The 21284-nt window shown below is 70.5% G+C and carries 22 protein-coding genes; 8 read left to right on the plus strand and 14 right to left on the minus strand.

Annotated elements, in window-relative coordinates; all coding sequences use genetic code 11:
* Positions 1–54: 54 nt before the first annotated feature.
* Positions 55–525 carry a DUF6069 family protein gene (locus tag KUF83_RS21050; RefSeq protein WP_217456285.1) on the plus strand — a complete coding sequence of 157 codons (471 nt, stop codon included), beginning with the start codon at positions 55–57 and terminating at the stop codon, positions 523–525.
* Positions 526–572: 47 nt separating this feature from the next.
* On the opposite strand, the gene KUF83_RS21055 is transcribed toward KUF83_RS21050, so the two are convergent.
* Together KUF83_RS21055 and KUF83_RS21060 are read right to left on the minus strand one after the other, a co-directional pair.
* On the minus strand, positions 573–1301 hold the full coding sequence (locus KUF83_RS21055; protein WP_217456286.1) for a trans-aconitate 2-methyltransferase: 729 nt from the start codon (positions 1299–1301) through the stop codon (positions 573–575).
* A 23-nt stretch (positions 1302–1324) separates the two neighbouring features.
* Entirely contained in the window at positions 1325–2038 is a 714-nt protein-coding gene (locus KUF83_RS21060; protein ID WP_217456287.1) for a FadR/GntR family transcriptional regulator, read from the minus strand.
* Between the two features lie 223 nt (positions 2039–2261).
* Here KUF83_RS21060 and KUF83_RS21065 point away from each other — a divergent pair, with 223 nt between their 5' ends.
* From KUF83_RS21065 to KUF83_RS21085, 5 genes are all read left to right on the plus strand, one after another.
* Positions 2262–3503: an aminotransferase class V-fold PLP-dependent enzyme gene (locus KUF83_RS21065; protein ID WP_217456288.1), complete on the plus strand. Its 1242-nt coding sequence runs from the start codon at positions 2262–2264 to the stop codon at positions 3501–3503.
* Between the two features lie 76 nt (positions 3504–3579).
* On the plus strand, positions 3580–4884 hold the full coding sequence (locus tag KUF83_RS21070) for a sugar ABC transporter substrate-binding protein (RefSeq protein ID WP_217456289.1): 1305 nt from the start codon (positions 3580–3582) through the stop codon (positions 4882–4884).
* A 2-nt stretch (positions 4885–4886) separates the two neighbouring features.
* Entirely contained in the window at positions 4887–5918 is a 1032-nt protein-coding gene (locus KUF83_RS21075; RefSeq protein WP_217456290.1) for a carbohydrate ABC transporter permease, read from the plus strand.
* Positions 5915–6751: a carbohydrate ABC transporter permease gene (locus tag KUF83_RS21080; RefSeq protein ID WP_217456291.1), complete on the plus strand. Its 837-nt coding sequence runs from the start codon at positions 5915–5917 to the stop codon at positions 6749–6751. Before KUF83_RS21075 ends, KUF83_RS21080 begins: the two co-directional genes overlap by 4 nt.
* Before the next feature lie 243 nt (positions 6752–6994).
* Positions 6995–7405 (plus strand): MerR family transcriptional regulator, encoded by a 411-nt coding sequence (locus KUF83_RS21085; RefSeq protein WP_217456292.1) that lies wholly within the window; start codon positions 6995–6997, stop codon positions 7403–7405.
* A gap of 173 nt (positions 7406–7578) precedes the next feature.
* On the opposite strand, the gene KUF83_RS21090 is transcribed toward KUF83_RS21085, so the two are convergent.
* From KUF83_RS21090 to KUF83_RS21110, 5 genes are all read right to left on the minus strand, one after another.
* Complete coding sequence (locus KUF83_RS21090; protein WP_217456293.1) at positions 7579–8460, minus strand: GAF and ANTAR domain-containing protein; 882 nt, start codon at positions 8458–8460, stop codon at positions 7579–7581.
* A 216-nt stretch (positions 8461–8676) separates the two neighbouring features.
* Positions 8677–9390 carry a GAF and ANTAR domain-containing protein gene (locus KUF83_RS21095; protein WP_217456294.1) on the minus strand — a complete coding sequence of 238 codons (714 nt, stop codon included), beginning with the start codon at positions 9388–9390 and terminating at the stop codon, positions 8677–8679.
* Positions 9391–9580: 190 nt separating this feature from the next.
* The gene (locus tag KUF83_RS21100) at positions 9581–9853 is read right to left on the minus strand and encodes a hypothetical protein (RefSeq protein ID WP_217456295.1); all 273 of its coding nucleotides are present in this window, start codon (positions 9851–9853) and stop codon (positions 9581–9583) included.
* Positions 9854–9982: 129 nt separating this feature from the next.
* Complete coding sequence (locus KUF83_RS21105; RefSeq protein ID WP_217456296.1) at positions 9983–10438, minus strand: DUF4383 domain-containing protein; 456 nt, start codon at positions 10436–10438, stop codon at positions 9983–9985.
* A gap of 238 nt (positions 10439–10676) precedes the next feature.
* Positions 10677–11843, minus strand: a complete 1167-nt coding sequence (locus tag KUF83_RS21110) for an epoxide hydrolase family protein (protein WP_217456297.1) — start codon at positions 11841–11843, stop codon at positions 10677–10679.
* Between the two features lie 62 nt (positions 11844–11905).
* Between KUF83_RS21110 and KUF83_RS21115 the strand changes: the two genes are divergently transcribed.
* Entirely contained in the window at positions 11906–12868 is a 963-nt protein-coding gene (locus tag KUF83_RS21115) for a YafY family protein (protein WP_217456298.1), read from the plus strand.
* 214 nt (positions 12869–13082) lie between these two features.
* Positions 13083–13673 (plus strand): TetR/AcrR family transcriptional regulator, encoded by a 591-nt coding sequence (locus tag KUF83_RS21120; protein WP_217456299.1) that lies wholly within the window; start codon positions 13083–13085, stop codon positions 13671–13673.
* A gap of 196 nt (positions 13674–13869) precedes the next feature.
* Here KUF83_RS21120 and KUF83_RS21125 read toward each other — a convergent pair whose 3' ends face one another.
* From KUF83_RS21125 to KUF83_RS21155, 7 genes are all read right to left on the minus strand, one after another.
* Positions 13870–14649 carry an SDR family NAD(P)-dependent oxidoreductase gene (locus tag KUF83_RS21125; RefSeq protein WP_217456300.1) on the minus strand — a complete coding sequence of 260 codons (780 nt, stop codon included), beginning with the start codon at positions 14647–14649 and terminating at the stop codon, positions 13870–13872.
* Positions 14650–14711: 62 nt separating this feature from the next.
* A complete protein-coding gene (locus KUF83_RS21130) occupies positions 14712–15692 on the minus strand; it encodes a hypothetical protein (protein WP_217456301.1) in 981 nt (326 codons plus the stop codon).
* A gap of 207 nt (positions 15693–15899) precedes the next feature.
* The gene (locus tag KUF83_RS21135) at positions 15900–16748 is read right to left on the minus strand and encodes an ABC transporter ATP-binding protein (RefSeq protein WP_217456302.1); all 849 of its coding nucleotides are present in this window, start codon (positions 16746–16748) and stop codon (positions 15900–15902) included.
* Positions 16745–17776 (minus strand): ABC transporter ATP-binding protein, encoded by a 1032-nt coding sequence (locus tag KUF83_RS21140; RefSeq protein ID WP_217456303.1) that lies wholly within the window; start codon positions 17774–17776, stop codon positions 16745–16747. Before KUF83_RS21140 ends, KUF83_RS21135 begins: the two co-directional genes overlap by 4 nt.
* A 5-nt stretch (positions 17777–17781) precedes the next feature.
* Positions 17782–18648 carry an ABC transporter permease gene (locus KUF83_RS21145; RefSeq protein WP_217456304.1) on the minus strand — a complete coding sequence of 289 codons (867 nt, stop codon included), beginning with the start codon at positions 18646–18648 and terminating at the stop codon, positions 17782–17784.
* Entirely contained in the window at positions 18645–19598 is a 954-nt protein-coding gene (locus KUF83_RS21150; RefSeq protein WP_217456305.1) for an ABC transporter permease, read from the minus strand. The genes KUF83_RS21145 and KUF83_RS21150 overlap by 4 nt, the downstream gene beginning before the upstream one ends.
* Before the next feature lie 5 nt (positions 19599–19603).
* Entirely contained in the window at positions 19604–21250 is a 1647-nt protein-coding gene (locus KUF83_RS21155; RefSeq protein WP_217456306.1) for an ABC transporter substrate-binding protein, read from the minus strand.
* Positions 21251–21284: the final 34 nt, after the last annotated feature.

Below are 21284 nucleotides of genomic sequence, written 5' to 3' on the forward strand. Positions count from 1 at the left end.
CGGTCTGTTCTGTGGAAGGCAACCAGCCACGAACGACCGACAGGAGACCGTGCCATGAGCGTCACCGCGTCCCAGAAGCAGTACACCGCCCAGTCCGTGTCCGGACCGACCCGATTCCTCGCCACGCGGCCCGTCTGGCAGGTCGGTGCCCTGGCCGTCGTCGCCGGCGCTCTCGTGACCGAGGCCTTCGCGCTGGTCGCCAGGGGCGCCGGCGTGCCCATGGAAGCGGCCAGTCCCGGGGAGACGGAAGCCGCCGCGATTCCCGTCGGCGGCTTCGCCGGGGGCGTGGTGTTCTGGTCGATCGCCGGGATCGTCCTGGCGGTGGCCCTCGCGCGCTGGGCCAGGCGGCCCGCCCGCACCTTCGTGGTGACCACCGTCGCACTGACCGTGCTGTCCCTCGCCGGTCCGGCCGTCGCCCCGCACACCGCGCTCTCCACACAGGTCGTGCTGGCCGTCTCCCACGTGGTGGCCGCCGCCGTGATCATTCCCCCGCTGGCGCGGCGCCTCTCCCACCGGCACGGATGACCGGGGCGGCAGCCGGGGCGCGGCATCTCGTCCGCTCCGGTGCGGGACTACCTCGGTGCGGCCGGACGACCCTCCGGTGCCGTCGCCCGGTAATAGGACGCGACGGTCGGCTGACCCGTGTAGTTGGGGCCGGCGTGCGGGTCGGCACCGAGGTAGGCGAACGGCAGGACGACCTGGCGGCCACCCCGCAGACTCAGCCGGTGATGGCGGGCGGAGTACCGGAAGCCCGCAGCGCGCAGTGCCGCCAGGACCGTGCGGGAGGCGTCGGTGCCGTCGGGCCGCCGCAGGGTCGAGGGATCGAGATGGGCGACGAGCAGGCCGCTGTCCGTGAGCCAGGAGGCGGCCCGCTCCAACAGGCCCAGCCGGTCGCCGATGTAGTGCAGTCCGTGGACACAGGTGATGAGGTCGTAACGGCGCTTCGGGGACCATCGGCCGAGGTCCGCGGTGACGAGTTCGAGGCCGTCGGGCACCGGCGACGACCGCAGCGGGCCGACCAGGTCCACACCGGTGAGCCAGGCCCCGGGAAGCTGTCGTGCCGCCGAGCGCAGGGCGAGGCCCTCCCCGCTGCACAGGTCCAGCCAGGACGCGGCCGGTCCCTGCCCGGTGAGGAACTCGGCGGGATCGAAGCCCAGTTCCCGCGCGTAGCTGTTGACGCCCGCCAGGCCCCGCTCGCGGTTCATGGTGCTGTTGGCCACCACTGAATGGCCGGTCAGCTCGTCGTCCTCGAACAGCCGGGGCGGCGGTTGGGCCCTCGGCGGCGAAGTACCGTCACTCATCGCGCCATTGTCCGACACGGCGGTCAGTCCCGGGCTGCGCCGGCTGCGCCGTCCTCCTCCACCGGTGGCATGAAGGCGCGCAGCCAGCGCTCCGTCTGCGAGACGTGGGCCTCGGCGGCGCCGGCGGCCGCGCCGGGATCGCGGTCGGCGATCGCGGTGGCCAGGACGCGGTGATCCGCGTCGCTCTTGCGCCGCAGCTCCGGGCCCTCCGGGAGGGTGAAGATCTGGTACTTGCGGGAGCGGGCCCGGAAGACCGCGAGCAGGGAGGCGAGGGTGGGGTTCTCGGCCGCCTGGGCGATCTCGGCGTGGAAACGGTGGTCGAGCTCCGAGGCCTCGGTGGGGTCGGCGGTGGCTTCCATCGCCTCGATGAGGGCGAAGAGCGACTTCACCGTCTCGGGTGTCCGGCGTGCGGCGGCCTTGGCCGCGACGTGCGCCTCCAGGACCCGCCGGATCTCGTACACCTCCAGCAGGCCGGGCAGCGGCAGGAGTTCGAGCGTCAGGGAGAGGCTTCCGATGACGTCCTCCGGCCGGAGCTGGGACACGTAGGTCCCCGAACCGTGCCGCGGCTCGACCACGCCCAGGGCGGCGAGCATCCGCACTGCCTCGCGCAACGGGCCCCGTGAGACGCCGAGTTCCTCGCCGAGCTCGGCCTCGGGCGGAATGCGCTCTCCCGGACCGAGACGCCCCGTCGCGATCATGTGACGCAGGCCGTGGAACGCCTTGTCGACTGCGGACATCCGATTCCTCCCCTGACGGTCCGGCGGCATCACCGTAACCCCTCGGGCACTCTAGCGAGTCATCTGATGTCTCAGACGTGTCGACCGAAAGTCATCTGATGACTACCGCTGCAGAACCCTTGCGTGGGCCGAAAATGCCATGCCAGGATGCCGAGTCATCATACGTGTCTCGCCGGGAGTCTGATGTCTGGCGGACATCCGGGTTCGGTAGATGTGGAGTGACGTGAGCGAGACCGAGGTCACCACCGCCCCACGCCCCTTGCTGCTGGCCGACGGCCGACCTGCCTCCCGGGCATGGTCGTTGGACCCCGTCATGAAGCACCTCAACCACGGCTCGTTCGGGGCGGTCCCCTTGGTGGCGCAGGAGCGGCAGAACGAGTTCCGCGCCGAGATGGACAGCTCACCGGTGGTGTGGTTCCCCGCGCTGCCGCAGCGGATCGCCGACGCGCGGGTCGATCTCGCGGCCTTCCTGCACGTGGCCCCCGACGACGTCGCCCTGGTACCGAACGCGAGCGCCGGCGTCAGCGTCGTGTTCGCCTCGCTGCCGCGCCGACGAGGCGGCGGGATCGTGGTGACCGATCACGGCTACGGCGCCGTGACCATGGGCGCCGAGCGCCTTGCCCGACGCTGGGGCGGCGAGGTGCGCACCGCCAGGGTCCCGCTGGACGCGGACGAGGAGCAGGCGTACGAGGCCGTGATCGCCGAGATCGACGAGGCCACGGACCTCGTCGTCGTCGACCAGATCACCTCCGCGACCGCACGCCGGCTGCCGGTGGAGCGGATCGGCGCTCAGGCCCGGCGGCGGGGTGTTCCCCTGCTGGTGGACGGCGCACACGCGCCCGGCCTGATCGAGGCGCCGCTGGACGGCCTGACCTGCGACTTCTGGGTCGGCAACCTGCACAAGTGGGGTTGCGCGCCCCGCGGCACCGCAGCGCTCGTCGCCCGCGGCGCGCTGCGCGAGGAGCTCTACCCCCTGATCGACTCCTGGGGCGCCGCCGATCCCTACCCCGACCGCTTCGACCAGCAGGGCACGGTGGACACCACCGGCTATCTCGCGGCCACCACGGCCCTGGAGTTCATCGAGCGCACCTGGGGCTGGCAGACCGCCCGCCAGTACATGGACGACCTGGCCGGCTACGCCGAGCGCGTCATCGGCGCCGCCTTCGCCGAACTGACCGGTGTCTCCGGCGCCGTCGACGTGGGCATGCCCGTCCCCGGCATGCGGCTGGTACGGCTGCCGGCGGGCCTGGCGGGCAGCCGCGTGGAGGCCGACGCGCTGCGCGACCGGGCGGCCCGCGAGCTGGGAGTGGAGGCCGCGTTCACCAGCTTCGGCGGCACCGGCTACATGCGGCTGTCCGCACACGTCTACAACACCGCCGCCGACTACGAGTACTTCGCCGAGGACTGCGTCCCCCTCCTCGGCCAGTGGGCCAGGGCGGCCCACGAACACCCCGGGCTGTCGTAGGCGCACCCCGCGTCCGCGCGACGCCCTGACCGAAGCCGCAGCCAGCGCGGCCGTAACCACGGAAGAGGTCGGCACGATGAGAACAAGGACGGCAGCTCTCGCCCTCGGCACAGCCGCCACGATGGTCCTGACCGGCTGCTCCAGCATGAGCGGCTCGCAGGCCGACGGCACGGTCACTCTCAACATGGTCGAGAGCCTGACGAACCCCGCCCGCACGGACCTGCTGAAGGGCCTCATAGGGGACTTCGAGCAGCAGAACCCCAAGATCAAGGTCAACCTGGTCTCGCCGCCCACCGAACAGGCCGACCAGAAGATCCAGCAGATGCTCCAGTCCGGCAGCGGCGTGGACACCCTCGAAGTGCGGGACACGACGGTGGGGCCCTGGTCGAACAACGGCTGGCTGTACGACATGAAGCCGGACCTCAAGGCCTGGAAGGGCTGGGAGGCGATGACGGAGAACGCGGTCAAGGCCTCCGAGGACGCCGACGGCAAGACGTACTTCGTCCCGTACGGTTTCTACGGCCTGAGCGTCTTCTACCGCACCGACCTCATCAAGGAGGCCGGCTACAGCAAGCCGCCGGCCTCCTGGGACGAACTGCTGGAACAGGCCTCCGCCATCCACGATCCCGGCAAGCGCCGCTACGGGTACGCCTTCCGCGGCGGAGCCAACGCCCAGGGCAACGCCACGGCCATCATCGAGGCGTACGTCGCCGACGAGATCGACCCCGCCGACGGCTTCAAGCTGAAGGACGGCAGCACGATCTTCTCCGCGCCCGAGGCGCTCGACGCCATGCAGACCTACCTGAAGCTCTTCAAGGACGCGTCCCCGAAGTCGTCCGTGTCCTGGGGCTACCCGGAGATGGTCGAAGGATTCTCCAACGGTTCCACGGCCTTCCTGCTGCAGGACCCCGAAGTGATCGCCACCGTCTCGGAGTCCAAGTCCATCAAGAAGGGCCAGTGGAGCACCGCCCCGCTGGTGGCCGGTCCCAGCGGCAAGACCGTCCAGCCGCTGGCCACCGCCGGCTGGGGTGTCGCGGACGGCAGCAAGAACAAGGCCGAGGCCGTGAAGCTGGTCGAGTTCCTCTCCGAGGGCGAGGCGTCGACGAACTTCACCAAGAAGAACAGCCTGGTGCCGATCCTCAAGTCGGCCACCGAGGACCCCTTCTACAAGACCGGCCCGTGGTCCAGCTACGTCACCATGACGAAGAACCCGGACACCTACCTCAACGTCAGCCAGCCGCGTGGCGTCGCCTGGTGGGCCGAGTGGCAGCAGAAGGCCGACGCCGACGTCCAGAAGATGGTGCTCGGCAAGACGACGCCCAAGGAACTGCTGGCCGGCTGGGACACGTACTGGACCGAGAAGCGGCAGCAGGAGAACTAGCCATGCCCACCGCGTCCGAGACGACGGAACCGACCGAACCGACGAAGCCGACGGAACCGACGAAGGCACGGCGGACGGCAGCGGCGGGGGCCTCCGGCAACGGGGGCGCCCGGCCCGTCCGCACGGTGCAACCAGGCCGCCGCAAGCCGGAGTTCACCGCCCGGCGCGGCTTCCTCATCGCCCTCTTCATGGCTCCGGCCGCGATCTTCGTGGCGGTCTTCACGTACTACCCGATGATCGCCGGCAGTCAGATGGCCTTCCGCAACTGGAAGCTGACGGACCTGACCGACACCTCCTGGGTGGGACTGAAGAACTTCCGGGACGTCTTCGCCGACCCCGCCTGGGGAACCGTGCTGGGCAACACCGGCATCTGGGTGTTCGGTTCGATCGTGCCCCAACTGGTGATCGGCTTCGCTCTCGCGCTGTGGCTGCGCAGGAAGTTCCGCTTCCGGGGCCTCTACCAGGCGTTGATCTTCTTCCCGTGGGCGATCTCCGGCTTCCTCATCGGCATCCTGTTCCGCTGGATGTTCAACAGCGAGTTCGGCGTCGTCAACGACCTGCTCCAGAAGGCCGGCCTGATCGACGAGCCGGTGGCCTGGCTGGCCGACCCGGAGACGGCGATGGTCGCCGTGGTGGTCGCCAACGTCTGGTACGGGGTCACCTTCTTCACGATCATGATCCTGGCCGCGCTGCAGTCCATCCCCGAGGAGCTGTACGAGGCGGCCGCGCTCGACGGCGCCGGCAAGGTGCGCACACTGTTCCAGATCACCATTCCGTACATCCGGGTCACGCTCGCCCTGACCGTGCTGCTGCGGATCATCTGGATCTTCAACTTCCCCGATCTGATCTTCGGGATGACCGGCGGTGGACCGAACAACGAGACGCACATCGTGACCACCTGGATGATCAAGATCACGCAGCAGGGCGACTACGGCAGGGCCTCCGCGCTCGGCCTCATCGTCGTCGCCACCCTGCTGGTGTTCGCGGTCTTCTTCCTTCTGGCCACACGCGAGAAGCGAGAGGTGAAGCCGTGATCGGCAAGGAGTCCACGGCGGGCCGGGCCGCCAAGTTCACCTTCCTGGGGCTGTGGCTGGTCTTCACCGTCTTCCCCCTCTACTGGATCACCGTCACGTCGCTGAAGGCGCCCGGCGACATCTTCGCCTTCCCGATCGCCTACTGGCCCGAGCACTTCTCGCTGGAGAACTACAGCGGGCTGTTCGGCAAGGCCGACTTCGGCGTCTACCTCACCAACAGCCTCATCATCGCCACCGTCGCGGGCGCCGTCGCCACCGTCATCTCGATGCTGTCGGCGTACGTGCTGGCCCGGTTCGAGTTCCGCACCAAGTCGGCTCTGCTGATGGCGGCCCTGGTGACCCAGATGATCCCGACGTTCATCGCGCTGGGGCCGCTGTACCTGCTCATGACCGACCTCAAGATGGTCGACAACCGGCTCGGGCTCATCCTCGTCTACATCGCGGTCTGCATCCCGTTCTGCACGGTGATGCTCCGCGGCTTCTTCGAGAACATCCCGGACGCGCTGGAGGAGGCCGCCATGATCGACGGCCTGTCCCGGTTCGGAGCGCTGTTCCGGGTGCTGCTGCCGGTGATGCGGCCCGGGATCGTGGCCGCGTTCATCTTCAACTTCGTCAACTGCTGGAACGAGCTGTTCCTGTCGGTGACGCTGATGAACAGCGACGCCAACAAGACCGTCCCCACGGCCCTGAACGGGTTCATCTCCAGCTTCAACATCGACTGGGGCTCGATGTCCGCGGCGGCGGTGCTCACCATCCTGCCCACGATGGTGCTGTTCGCCTTCGCCAGCCGCCACATCGTCCAGGGCCTGACGGCCGGCGCGGTGAAGGGCTGACGGAAGAGCGGGAGGGGACGACGCGTCCCGGACGTGTGCGGCGGTCAGGCCGATGACTGCCTCGCCGGGGCGCCGTCGGCCCTGACGCGGCTCACGGCCCCGGGGATGATCTTTTGCGCGCCATGGGAGTGGGAACGGCATGGAGCAGACCGATGATCACATACTCTACCGTGACGTCACGGTAGAGATCGCCGTCTGCCGTCCCCGCACGGACGGCAGGCACCGCTGAGGAAGGGCGCCCGAATGAGCAGTGTGCACATGCAGATCGGCGAGGTCGCCGCGCGGACGGGGCTGTCGTTGCGCTCCATCCGCCACTACGAGATGACCGGTCTGGCTACCCCCTCCGCCCGTTCCCAGGGAGGCTTCCGCCTCTACACCGAGGGCGATGTCGCCCGTCTGACGGTCATCCGCCGTATGAAGCCGCTCGACCTCACGCTGGATGAGATGCGCGACCTGCTGGATGCCACCGACCGTCTCGACTCCGGCGAGGAGCTGACGCCGGGCGCGCGGCGGGCTCTGCTGGAGCGCGTCCGCGGTTACGAGCGGGGCGCAGCCGAGCAGGTGGAGAGGATCCGCACCCAACTGGCGCAGGCGGAGGAGTTCACGCGGTCCCTGCGTGTGCGCCTGCACAGGGACCGGGTCACCACGGCTTGAGCGGCTGACGTCTTCGGCGCCTGCGACCAGCCGTATGCCGGTCGGTCGGCGGTGGCGACGCCCCGTGGGCGGTCGCCGGGCCGGTGGATCGTCGCGCCGCACAGGTGAAGGGCCGTCCGGTGAAGGACCGCCGTGAAGGGCTCCACGCGGGCGGAAGTCCGCGGTGGTGACCGTCAGTTCCGCGTGCCGTTCCTCGCCGTGGCGTGGAGTTGCTCCAGGGCGTCCAGGACGACGGTGTTCCAGTGCCAGGACAGCCAGCGCCCGGAGTCGACGCCCGTCTGCCACAGTGCCGCCAGCTGGGCGCGGGTGAAGCCGGCGAGGGGCTGTTCATGGTGCGAGGACACCATTCCCAGCGGCACGCCCGCCCGGTTGACGAGCGGAACACTGTGGGCGGCACGGCTGTTCGCCTGCAGGACGGCGTGCCGGGAGGCCTCGTCGAACACCGGCGCGGTGGCCACGTCCCGCACGGTGACCTGCCGGCGCTCGGCGGCCGCCTGCGAACACAGGGTGGTGGAGGCGTCCACGAAGGCGAAGAAGTCCGTGAAGTACTTGTTGAGTCCGGTGTGCCGGGCCAGGCGCAGCCGGCCGCTCTCGGCCAGCTGGACGTTGCCCATGGGCGTCTGAGTGATGGTCAGCACGCGGTGCAGGACCGCTTTGAGGACGAGGCCCTGACTCGTGTGTCTGTCCCGGCCGCCGGGCAGGAAGGGAAGTCCGGGCGGGCCGTAGCGGGGCCGGTTGGGAAACCACAGTTCCGCGTCGTGGTCGGGGGCAGGCGTGCGTACGACCGCGTCGGCGAGCGTGGCGAGCTTGATGTTGCACCGCTGGGAGATGTCCTTCAGCAGAGCGAACGCCTCCACGGTCGAAGTGAAGCCGTAGCGCTTGACCAGTACTTCCTGAGCGCGGGCCACGCCATGGTGGCCGTACAGGCGGTTGCGCTGGTCGAGATCGTTCTGCGGCCACCGCGATGAGCCGGAGCCGGAGCCGGAGCCGGGGCCGGCGTCAGGACCAGTGGCCGGGCAGCCTTCTTCGGCAGGGGGCTGGGACAACTGATTCATGCAGGGTGCTTCCCTCCGGGCGCAGGCAATGACGCGGAGGCGCTCGGCTCAACCGAGCCGCCGCCGCCGTACCTGCTTCCCAAGCACTGCAACCGAGCCTAACCGGACGCTCGTCGAACGAACTGACGATCCCGCCGTCCCTGGTCGCTGTGAGACCGCTTGTGCAGACGGTCAGGAGACTGCGTCACGTCGTCACGTCGTCACGTCGTCACGCCGTCATGTCGTGCGGGGCGGCTGCCGGAGAATGTCCGCGGTGATGTCGGCCAGGGTCCTCCCGGTACGGAACGCCTTGGCGCGCATGACGGCCAGAGCGTTCTCCGGGCTGAGGCCCCGCCGCGAGACCACCAGGCCGACGGCGCGACGGACGTCGAACCAGTGGGCGCGGACGACCTCTTCGGGTTCCCAGGCGGGGGCTTCCCGGCCGGTGATGAGCAGGTCACGGTTCGGCAGGAGAGCGGCGGCCACCGCGTCGGCCGCGTGCGACGCCTGAGCCAGGATGCTCCTGTCGAGCGTGTGGGATCGAAGGCCCAGCAGGTCGATGGACCCCAGGACGTAGTCGCCGAAGTAGAGGGGGAAGGCGTACACCGAGGTCACCTGAGGCAGCTTCTCCCGCATGCTCGCTCCGAAGAGGGGCCAGGGTGACAGCGCGTACCGCAGGTCGTCCACCAGCACGGGCTCGCCGGTGGCCGCGGCGCTGACGCAAGGGCCCTCGCAGACGGTGAACTGGATCTCCTCCAGCAGCAGCGCGGTGTCGTCCGAGGCCGCGAGCATCTGCCGCGACGGCGTGTCGGTGAGCAGCGACAGGGTCGCTCCATCGACTCCCAGCGTCGCGCACAACGCCGTGCACAAGCGCTGCGGGACCTCCCTGGCGGGTGCTCCCTCGACCGACTTCGTGACCAGCCGCGCCGCTTCCATGTCTTCGGTCGTCATCTGCTGCTCCGGTGCGGGGGCGGCCCGTCCTGGACCGCACACTGGGTGCTGTCGGTCGTGCATGCGCGGCCGGCCGGGCGTCGGGTCGGCGACGCGGTGTCGTAGTGGTGTGCCATGGCTGCGGAGTACCCAGCGAAATGTCCGTGCAACACGATGGAGCCGACTGCCTTGCGGACGTCGTGCATGGCGTTCAACGCACACCAGCGAGGACCGGCCCCGGACCGGAGCGGACCTTCGCGTCCTGACGCGAGCGACGAGCCCGGGCGCGTCCGCCGGCCGTGTACCAGCCCACCCCCAGCACCACGGCGAGGGCCGCCTCCGCGACATCGCCGCCGTAGTGCATCAGCTGGGCGCCGCTGTGCAGGTCGGCGGTGGTGAAACCGGTGCCGGGCGGTGGGACGGCGTACAGCGTCCTGGCCGGCAGTCCGTCCGTGGGCGGCGCCGGCGGCCTGCCCGATCCCATGTCCCCGCGAGCTCGCGGCCACCCGCTCCCCGGTGGCGCCGGTTCTCCGGCCGCGCTCAGCGTGTCATCTGGTTGCCCTGAGGTCTGGGTGACTGCCCGCGGCCGCCGTCCACAGCAGTTTTCCGGCGGTCACCGGCGGACGCTGCCCGCACCGGTGTTACGACGGGTGAGCAGCACGGCCAGTGCGATCATGCCGACGCCGAGAACGAAGTGCAGCCAGTCGTCGGCCGTGTTCAGGGGTACGAAGTTGGCGGCGCTGTGATTGTCGATGATCAGGCCGTACAGCCACAGCACCAGGTAGACGGCACCTCCGGCGAGCAGGAAGGTGTTGGCCCCGGACGCGCTACGGGCCAGCACGAGGCCCGCCACGCCGAAGGCGAGGTGGACGAGGTTGTGCAGGACGGAGACCTGGAAGATCCCGAGAAGCTCGGCGCCCGAGTCGTGCGAGGCGAACTCCATCGTGCCGAAGTCCGTGGTGATCCCCGGGACGAACCCGAGGATGCCGACCAGCAGGAACACGGCTCCTACCAGGAACGCCGCCTGCTGTACGGGGGTTTTGGTCGCAGTGCGGGTGTGCGTCGTCATGGCAGTCCAGCCCTTCTGGGGACGGCGCTTCGGTGTGCGCGTGCGGCGCGAGTACCCATGCCCTGCGGTACAACCCTGTCGAAGCGACGGGTTCGGAACGGCGGCACCTTGGCGCCACGGCCCCCGACGGGACCGCCTGCCGGGCGATGCGGTCGACGCACCCATGACCACGGGTCTTCCTCGGTCCTGACCTCGGCGGGCAGGCGGGCGGCGGATCGCGGGCGGCGCATCGCGCGCGTCACCGCAGCGAGCGGAAGAACTCCCTGATGTCACCGGTGAGTGTCCCGGGCTCCTCCAGCGCCGCGAAGTGGCCGCCGCGGTCCACGTCCGTCCACCGCACGATGGTGTTCTCCCGCTCGGCGTACCGCCGGATGCCGACGTCGTGCGCGAAGACGATCGCCGCCGTGGGGACACCGGAGTTCGCCTTGGGCGCGCCCCAGGCCGCCTGCTGGGCGTAACCGACGTAGGCCGCCGACGCCGCCGTGCGGGTGAGCCAGTAGAGCATGACGTTCGTCAGCAGACGGTCGCGGTCGATGACCTGCTCCGGAAGGGTCGGACGGGGATGGGTCCATTCCCGGAACTTGTCCATGATCCAGCCGAGTTGGCCGACGGGGGAGTCGGTGAGACCGTGGCCCACGGTCTGCGGGCGCGTCGACTGGATGGCGATGTAGCCGAATTCCTCCCGCATGAACGCCTCGATGCGGCCGATCCGGTCCCGTTCGAGATCGGTGAGGGCCGCACGCTCCGCCTCCGGCAGCGGCATCGGAGGCATGGGCCCCGGGCCGCCGTTGACATGGACGCCGATCACGCGGTCCGGTGCCACCCGCCCCAGTTCCGGGGCGACGGCGGCGCCGATGTCACCGCCCTGGGCGCCGTACCGCCGGTACCCGAGGCGCCGCATCAACTCGGCCCAGGCCCGGGCGATCCGAGTGGTGTCCCAGCCGGCGTCCGACGTCGGGCCGGAGAACCCGAAGCCGGGCAGGGCCGGGATCACCACGTGGAAGGCGTCCGAAGGGTCTCCGCCGTGCGCGCGGGGGTCGGTGAGCGGGCCGATCAGGTCGAGGAACTCGACCACCGAGCCCGGCCAGCCGTGGGTGAGGATCAGAGGGGTGGCGTCGGGTTCGGAGGAGCGCACATGCAGGAAGTGGATGCGCTGGCCGTCGATGACGGTGGTGAACTGCGGGAACTCGTTGAGCTCCCGCTCCGCCCTGCGCCAGTCGTAGCCGTGGCGCCAGTGGTCGGCCAGTTCGCGCAGCCAGGACACCGGGACGCCGGTGTCCCAGCCGTCGCCCGGCAGCGGAGCGGGCCAGCGGGCCGCGTCCAGCTTCGCGTGAAGGGCGTCGAGCTCCGACTGCGGGATGTCGATCCGGAAGGGGTGGACGGCGTCGTGCGCTGTTGTGGTCATGAGGACAAGGCTAGGAGGCAAAGAGGACAGCTTCCGCCCTAGCTGCCTGGAATACTTTCCGCATGCTGGAAACCTCCGCGCGGCTGCTGCGCCTGTTGTCCCTGCTCCAGACACCGCACGACTGGACGGGCGCGGACCTCGCGGCCCGGCTCGGCATCGACGTGCGCACGGTCCGCCGCGACATCGACAAGCTGCGCGCCCTCGGCTATCCCGTCGACGCGACGCCCGGCGTGGCCGGATACCGGCTCGGGGCGGGGGCGGACCTGCCGCCGCTGCTTCTGGACGACGACGAGGCGGTCGCCGTCGCGATCGGTCTGCGTGCGGCGGCCGGCGGTACGGTCTCCGGCATCGAGGAGAGCTCGCTGCGCGCGCTGACGAAGCTGCGGCAGGTGCTGCCCGCACGGCTGAGGCACCGGGTCGACACGCTGCGGTCGGTCACCGACACCATGCCCGTCGGCGGCCCCGCGATCGACGCCGACGTACTGATCGCCCTCGCCACGGCCTGCCGCGTCCACGAGCAGCTGCGGTTCGACTACACCGGCCGTGACGGCACCCCCGACGTCCGCCGTACCGAGCCGCATCGGCTCGTCCACACCGGCCGACGCTGGTACCTCATCGCCTGGGACCTGGACCGCGACGCCTGGCGGACCTTCCGTGTCGACCGGCTCCGGCCGCGCATCCCCACAGGTCCGCGCTTCACTCCGCGTCAGGCCCCCGAGGCCGGTTTCGTCGAGCACACGGCGCGTGGGATCTCCACCTCGGCCTACCGGTACCGGGGCCGCTTCACGCTCCATGTGCCCCTCGCCGTCGTCGCGGACCAGATTCCGCCGACCGTCGGCGTGCTGGAGTACGTCGACGACTCCACGTGTTCCCTGACCGCGGGGTCGGACTCGCTGAGCGAACTCGCCCTGTACGTGGGTCTGCTGGGCCATCGCTTCGAGGTGCACGAGCCCCCCGAACTCGTGCGCCACATCCATGAACTGACGGCCCGCCTCACCGCCGCGGTAGCTGTCTCGCCGGACTGAGAGGGGCGGGTGGGTCGCGCCGAGCGCGAGGGAGCCGACCGCCACACCGGCGCGGCCCAGGGTGCTGTACTGCATGACCGTGAAGCGTGACGGCGATGCATGGCTTGGTCGCCGGGTCCCCGCTCTGGCATCATGAGCAAACGGAACCTCGTTCCGGAAACGATACGGAACCTGGTTCCACTTCGGCAAGTCCGATGACGGAAGGAGCGGCGTGGTGAGCGGCAGTGACGAGGGCGCAGGGCACGCGGCCCAGTCCAAGCGGAAGGACGCCCGGCGGAACAAGGAGGCTCTGCTCGACGCGGCCGCCTCGGTCTTCGTCACGTCAGGTGTGGAAGCGCCGGTACGCGACATCGCGGCCGAGGCCGGCGTCGGCCTCGGCACGATCTACCGGCACTTCCCGACGCGGGCGGACCTCATCATCGCCGTGTACCGGCACCAGGTCGACGCCTGCGCCGAGGCCGGTCCCGCCCTGCTGGCGACCAGCGCGACGCCGCACGCCGCGCTGGGGCAGTGGGTGAACCTCTTCGTCGACTTCCTGGTCACCAAGCACGGCCTCGCCGCCGTGCTGCAGTCCGACAACGCCGGTTTCGACGCGCTGCACGCGTACTTCCTCGACCGTCTCGTGCCTGTCTGTGCCCAGTTGCTCGAAGCCGCGGAGGCCGCGGGCGAGATCGACCCCGGCCTGGAGCCCTACGTGCTCATGCGCGGCGTCGGGAACCTCTGCGTGGGCGCGGGAAGCGACCCCCGCTACGACGCACGCCGCCTGGTCGACCTCCTCGTCGCGGGACTGCGCCGACCGCGCTGACTCGGCGCGGCCCCGGACCCCTGGCAGGCTCCGGCTCACGCGCTTCCGACCTGCTGGCCTGCGGGTCTGCGGGCCTTCTGCGTAACGGTCGGCCCGCGACATCCGGACGACCGCGAGGCCTCCCGCCAGATCCACCGATGTCCTGTGCGGCGGAGCCCCGTCCTCTTGTCCGTCGCCCCGGAATCCGCCGGTGGTGTCAGTGGACGGAGAAGCCGCCGTCGACGTGGATCGCCTGGCCGGTCACGTACGCCGAGGCACCGCTCGCCAGGAAGACCGCCGCGCCGGCGAAGTCCTCCGCCAGCCCGTTGCGCCCGGTCAGCGTGCGCGCGGCCAGGGCAGCGACCTTGTCGGGATCGGACGACAGGCGCCGGTTCAGCGGCGTCATCACGAAGCCCGGAACCAGCGTGTTGACGGTGACGCCGTGCGGGGACCAGGCCTCCGCCTGCGAGCGGGCCAGCGATTCGAGCGCTCCCTTGGACACGCCGTAGGCGCCGCTCTGGACGAAGGCGCGGTGGGCCTGCTGGGAGGTGATGTGGATGATCCGCCCGTGACCCCGCTCGGCCATGGCCGGGCCGAAACGCTGGCCCAGCAGGAAGGGGGCGTCCAGGTTCAGCGCCATGGTGCTGTCCCAGACCTCTTCGCTCAGCTCACTCATGGGCGGCCGCAGATTGACCCCGGCGCAGTTGACGAGGATGTCGGGCTCACCGAAGACTCCGACTGCCCGCTCGGCGATCTCCCGTACGGCGGTACGGGTGCTCAGGTCGCCGCTGACCCAGGCCGCGCGGCAGCCGAGGGCGGTGAGCTCCTCGACCGTGGCAGCCAGTTCCGCTTCCCTGCGCGCCACGATGACGACGCTCGCCCCGGCGCGGGCGAGGGCCTCGGAGACGGCACGGCCGATGCCGGAGCTGCCGCCGGTCACCAGGGCGACCCGTCCGGCCAGGGAGAACAGTTCTGCGAGGTAGGGCTGCGAGGTCATGGCGAAACCCTAGAAGGGCGCCACTTGGAGCGGACCGGCGGGGCGCGGTCCGTCCCACTCGGTCACTTCGTCCCTCTCCTCGCGGCGAGGTCGCGGTACCGCCGTGCGACCGCGTGGAACGCCTCCTTGGGGCGGGTCGTGCCGTCGCCGGCCACGGCCACGACTCCGAAGCCGGCCTTGTCGAGGTCGGCGCGAGGGTCGTCGTGATGCGGGAAGTCGGGCATGGCGAAGGTGAAGACGAAACAGCCGTGTACGCCCTCCGCGTCGTACTGGTCGATGAGTTCCCCGAGGTACCGGGCCTGGACGGTCTCGTCGCGGGGATGGAGGCCGCGGATGCGCGGCGGATCGGCGAACCAGTTGACGATCCAGAAGGAACCGGCTCCCCGCTGGTCGGCTCCGGTGAAGGCGCCACACCCGAACTCGGTGACGACGACGGGTTTGGCGTGGTCTCGGACCAGATCGCGCAGACGGTCCGCGTAGGTGGCGTGGTTGCGTCGGGAACGGTAGAGACTGACGCCGACCACGTCGAACAGCGACCAGTCGACGTGTTCCCAGCCGGCCGCCGCATAGGAGACCGGCCCGTCGAAGCGGCGCCGTGCGACGGTCACGGCGGCCGTCAGCAGCTCGTGGAGACGGCGGTCGATCCTGCGGCGCAGCACGCGCCGGAAGCGCACGATGAGCTTGAGGCGCAGGAACGACCGCGGCCCGGGGACGATGCCGGGCGCGGTGTGGGAGAACTCGCTGCCGACCAGCAGCGTCACCCGGTCCGGGTGTTCCCGGCGCAGTCCTTCGGCCGCCTCGGCGACGGCGTCCAGGTTCTCCAGCAGCCTCGACCGGGGCACGTCGGGGACGTGGGGCCGGAGGCAGACGTCGAGTCCGGTGGCGAGGGCGACCCGGGCGGCATCGATCAACCGCTTCCCGTCGTCGCCGATGAGCATCACCGTGGTGCAGTGCAGTTCACGGGCGATGACCTCCAGGTCGCGCCGCATGTCGTCGGTGCTCGCCCCGCCGACCAGGTAGGAGATGCCGCGCACGCTCAGCATGTGCTCGGCTCCTCGGGAACGGATTTCGCGGGCATCGGGCTCCTTCACGTGCGACGTCCAGGGTCCGGGGTCACCGGTGAGGTCGACGCTAGGGGGACGGCCGACCGTGGGACATCCGTCTTCCGTTCACGAGCGGCCGACTTTCGGCTGGAGGAGATGCAGGAAGATGCAGGAAGGCGTTTCCTCAGGTGCCTCGGCCCGTGCCGTTCACCGAGTGGCGCGCTCCGGCTCCCGGCGTACGGCGCCCGGGTCCCAGCCCTCGTGGGGAACGGAGGCGAGCAGCAGCCGCGTGTACGGATCCCGCGGGTCGCTCAGTACCCGGGCGGTCGGGCCGTGCTCGACCACGGTGCCGCGCCGCATCACCACGGTCTCGTCCGTGATGTGCTGGACGACGGCCAGGTCATGGCTGACGAAGACCAGGGCGACCCCCGTGTCGCGGCGGATCTCGCCGAGGAGCTGGAGGATCTGCGCCTGGATCGACACGTCGAGCGCGGCGACCGCCTCGTCGAGCACCAGGATCCGTGGACCGACGGCGAGTGCACGGGCGATGGCGAGCCGCTGCCGCTGGCCGCCGGACAGCGCGTGCGGCCTCGCGTCCGCCTCACGGCTGCCGAGACCGACCTGGTCGAGCAGTGAGCCGACACGGGCGTCCACCTCGGAGTGACCGTGCAGGCGCAGCGCCGTGCGCAGACACTGACGGGACGACAACCGCGGGTCGAGTGACACATAGGGGTCCTGGAAGACCATCTGGATCTCCCGCGCGCGGGCCAGCCGCTCGCGGCGGCTGCGAGGGGAGCGCCCGTGGGCCCGGTCCTTCCCGTCGACGGTGATCGTGCCGGAGTCGGACCGGATCAGGCCGACGAGCATGCGTGCCACGGTGCTCTTGCCGGAGCCCGACTCACCGACGATGCCGACGGATCCGCCGCGCGGCACCGTGAAGGACACCTGGTCGGCGGCGGTCAGCCGGCCACCCCCGGGCAGCCGGTAGGTCTTGGTGACGCCGTCCACCACGAGGAGTGGCGGATCGGTCGGCGCGGGTGGAGGTGTGCCGTTCACGAAGTACTCCTGGCGGCCGGTGCGGCCTCGACGGCCGGTTGCACGGACAGTTCGGGACGGTGGGCGGCGAGGACCGGCAGATCGGACAGGCGCCGGCACGCCGCTGAACCGCCCCCCTCGGCGGGCACCGGCTCCGGGAGCCAACTCGCGCACGCGGGCTCGGCGTACGGACATCGCTGGGCGAAGGGACAACCGGTGAAGTGCTCGGCCATCGACGGTGGCCGACCCGGGATCGGGCGCAACTCCCGTGTGGTGTCGCCCAGTTCGGGCGAGCAGTCGAGCAGGCCCCGGGTGTACGGGTGCCGGGCTCCGGTGAAGAGACGGCCGGCCTGCTGCTCCTCGACGAGCCGGCCCGCGTACATGACGTACACCCGGTCGCAGTAGGCGGCGGCGAGATGCAGGTCATGGGTGATGAACAGCAGTCCGAGGTCCCGCTCGGCGCGCAGTTCGCGCAGCAGCGTGAGGATCTCGGCCTGGGTGGTGACGTCCAGGGCGCTGGTCGCCTCGTCCGCGAGCAGCAGGCGTGGCTCGGCGGCGAGGGCACCGGCGATGACGACGCGTTGCAGCATGCCCCCGGACATCTCGTGGGGATGCTGTCGGATGCGCTGTTCCGGGTCCGGCAGACCGACGGTGTCGAGGAGTTCGACGGCGCGCCGCCGGGCGGCGCGGCGGTCCATTGAGCCCGCGCCGACCAGTCGTTCGACGAGGAAGTCACCGACCCGGCGGACCGGGTTGAGCGAGGAGCGGGGGTCCTGGTGGACCATCGCGACCGTCCTGGCCCGGTGCTCGCGCAGCCGGGAGCCGCTCATCGTCAGCACGTCGGCGCCGTCGACGAGCACCCGTCCGGTGGCCCGCGCCTCGTCGGGAAGGATGCGCAGGACCGCTTTGGCGGTGGTGGACTTGCCGGAGCCGGATTCACCGACGAGTCCGACGACCTCCCCGGTACGCACTCTGAGTGAGACGTCCGCGAGCAGTGGCCGGGCGGCGCCGGGCAGGTGCGCGGTCAGGTTTTCGATGTCGAGCAGCATGCGCACTACCTCCTGGCGCCGAGCCGGTCGGCGGCCCAGACGCCGACCACGTTGAAGGCCACCACGACGGCGGCGATGGCGGTACCCGGCACGAGCGCGGGGAGCAGGGCGTTCTGGACGATGGCGGCCTGGCCCTCCTGCACCATCAGACCCCAGTCGGAGCTGGGCGGCTGGGCACCGAAGCCGAGGTAGCTGAGGGTCGCCAGGGCCATCAGCGACTCGCCGAACAGCACCACGAGGTAGCCGACGACGGAGCGGGCGAGGTTGGGCACGAGGTGGGCCACGCAGATCCGGGTGCCACTCATGCCCTGGACGCGGTAGGCGTCGATGTAGGCCTTGGACCGTTCGGCCAGTGCGACGCTGCGCGTGTACTTGGCGATCGTCGGGGCGTAGGCCAGTCCGAGTGCGACCACGGACGTGGTCATGCCGGCGCCGAACACCGCGATGATCAGGACGACGAAGAGCAGTCCGGGAAAGGCGTACATGACGTCGGTGATCCGGGAGACGAGGGTGTCCACCCATCCGCCGCGCCACGCGGCGACCGTACCGAGGGTGACCCCCAGCACGGAGGCGAGCAGCAGAAGCAGCAGCGGGGCGATCAGGCTGGTGCGGGCGCCGTGCAGCACCCGCGAGAACAGGTCCTGACCGGACGTGTCGGTGCCCAGCGGATGGGAGCCGCTGGTACCGGCCAGCGAGGACGACAGGTCGACGGCGTCGGGTGCGTAGGGCGCGATCAGCGGAGCGAGGGCGGCGGCGAGCACCACCAGCAGGAGGAAGGTCGCGGCGGCGCTCACGCCCCACGGTCGGCGGGCCCGTTTCCCGGTGACCGGGACGGCGCCGGCCGGGACGGCCTCGGCGGGGAGGGCGGTCATGCGGTGCTCCTCGTGGCTTTCAGGCGGGGGTCGAGCAGCGGGTGGACGAGGTCCACGACGGTGGTGACGACGATGTAGCAGGTGACCATCACGAGCAGGACGGCCTGCGCGACCGGGAAGTCGTGGGTGTTGATGGCACCGACGAGCAGGGAACCGATACCGCTCAGCCCGAAGACGGTCTCGACGGCGACGGTGCCGGCGAGCATCCCGGCGGTGACCAGACCGCACATCGTGACGATCGGCCCCAGGGCGTTGCGCAGGATGTGCCGCCGGATGATCTGCCGTTCGGGCAGTCCCGCCGAGCGGGCCACCGCCACATGGTCCGCGGAGCCCGCCTCCACCATGGCCTGCCGGGTGACCCGGCTGATGACGGCGAGCGAGCCGAGGGCCATGGCCACGGCGGGCAGGGTGAGGTGGTGGAGGGTGCCGGCGAAGCCTTCGCCGCTGCCCGTCACGGGGAACCAGCCGAGCCGGACACCGAAGAAGGCGACGAGGGCGATGCCGGCGACGAAGGACGGCACGGACGCGGCGAGCGTGGTGCCGCTCACGACGGCCGAGTCCACCCAGCCGCCCGGGCGCACCGCCGCGAGGATGCCTGCGCCGACCCCGAGCACCACGAACAGCACCGTGGCGTATCCGACGAGGACGAGCGTCGTCGGGAACCGGGACACCAGCAGGTCAAAGACCTGGTCGCTGTACTGGAACGAGCGGCCGAGATCGAGGTGGAGACAGTCCCACAGCCAGCGGCCGTACTGGCTGACCAGGGGCTCGTCCAGGTGGTACTGGGCGCGGACTCCGGCCAGCCGTTCGGGGGTGAGTTTGTCGCGGCCCCCCGCCAGGAAGACAGCGGGGTCGCCGGGAGCCGCGTAGACGGCGGCGAAGATCACGAACGATGCGGCCAGCAGGGTCGCCAGCAGTCCCGAGAGCCGCCGGCCGATGGCGACGATCATGTGGTTCAGCCCTTCTTGGCGCCGAGCTCTGCGGCCCAGGGGGAGTAGAGGTACGCCATCGAGGCGGGCGGGCCGGTCAGCTTGCTGCTCAGGGTGAGGACGGTGGGCGTCTGGGCGACGGGGATCCACACGGCCGCGTCGGCGAACTGCCGCTGGATGTCCACGACGAGGGCGGCGCGCTTCCTGTCGTCGATGGTGCGCAGCGCTTCCTCGACCTTGGTGTCGTAGCCGGCGCTCTTGAACCCGACCCAGTTGTTGGAGCTGTCGGACAGGGCGTTGTCGTAGAAGCCGATGGGGTCGCTCTTGGAGATGTACCAGTCGGCGACCAGGACGTCGAAGTCGGCGCGGGCCCCCTTGTCGCCGTAGGCCTCCTGGTAGGCGGAGGACGGGAGGGTCTTGATCTGTCCCTCGAGGCCGATCTTCGCGAGGGCGGCACGTACGGCGTTGGCGATGACGAGGCGGCCCTGGGTGCTGTCGGTGCCGATCACGATGGGCCCGTCGGGGGCGGCCCCGGCCTTCTTCACGAGCTCCTTGGCCGTGGCGATGTCCTTCTCGTCCGGTGTCGCGGGGGCTTCGGTGAGCTTCTTCTGGGCGGCGGCGAAGGTCGCCTTCTCGTAACCCCACGATCCGGAGCCGACAGGGGTGGCCCATGGCTCGGCGAGTCCGCCGTAGCCGGACTTGGCTATGCCGGCGCGGTCCAGTGCCAGGGAGAGGGCCCGGCGGATGCCGGGGTCGGCGAGCCCGCCGCGCTCGGTGGGCATGAGGGCCAGGGTGGCGGTGCTCGGCCCGTAGTGCTGCTCCAGGCCTGCCTTGCCGCGCAGGGCGGCGGCCCCGCCGGGGGTGTCGGCGTAGGCGCCGTCGGCCGCACCGGTCGTCAGCGCGTTGACCATCGCGCTGTCGTCGGCCCAGTGGAAGACGACCTTCCGGGTGAGCGGTTTCTGGCCCCAGTAGCTGTCGGAGGCGGTCAGGGTGATGGAGTCACCGGACTTCCAGCCGCTCAGTTCGTACGGGCCCGAGCAGGCGTCGCCCTGGCCGGGGGTGCCGAAGTCGTCGCCCGCCTTCTCCACCTGTTCGGCGTTGTAGACGAGGCCGGCGTCGCCCGCGAGGGCCTTGGTGAACAGGGCGTCGGGCTGCTTGAACGTAACGGTGATCTCACGGTCGGCGGTCTTGGCCATCTTGTCGACGTTGCCGAACTCGTCGGACTGCTCCATCTCCGGCTCGGCGTGGCGGCGCAGGCTGAACAGGACGTCGTCGGCGGTCATCGGCGAACCGTCGTGGAAGGTGACGCCCTCCCGCAGGGTCAGCACGAGGGTCTTCGCGTCCGGTCTGCTCTCCTTCGCGACGAGGGAGGGCCGCACCGACATGTCCGGCTGGAGCTGGTAGAGGCGCTCGCACACGTTGCTGAGGACGGTGCGGCCCGCGGTGCCGCCCTGGGTGTCGAGGTCGAGGGACTCCGGCTCGTCCGCCAGCAGCCAGTTCACGGAGGCGACGGCACCGGTGGCCTTGGCGGTGGTCGGGGTGAGCTTGAGCTTGGAGGCGTCGACGGCGGCACCGTTTCCGGTGGGGGACCCGGTGTCGGCGCCGCTGCACGCGGCGGTGAACGTCATCGTGCCGGCGAGGGAGGCAGCCGCGATACAGGACTTGAGCTTCATGACAGTGCTCCTGGACAGGAAGAGCGGGAAAGGG

Origin of the sequence: Streptomyces sp. BV286 (assembly GCF_019090165.1) — a bacterium.
Taxonomy (GTDB): domain Bacteria; phylum Actinomycetota; class Actinomycetes; order Streptomycetales; family Streptomycetaceae; genus Streptomyces.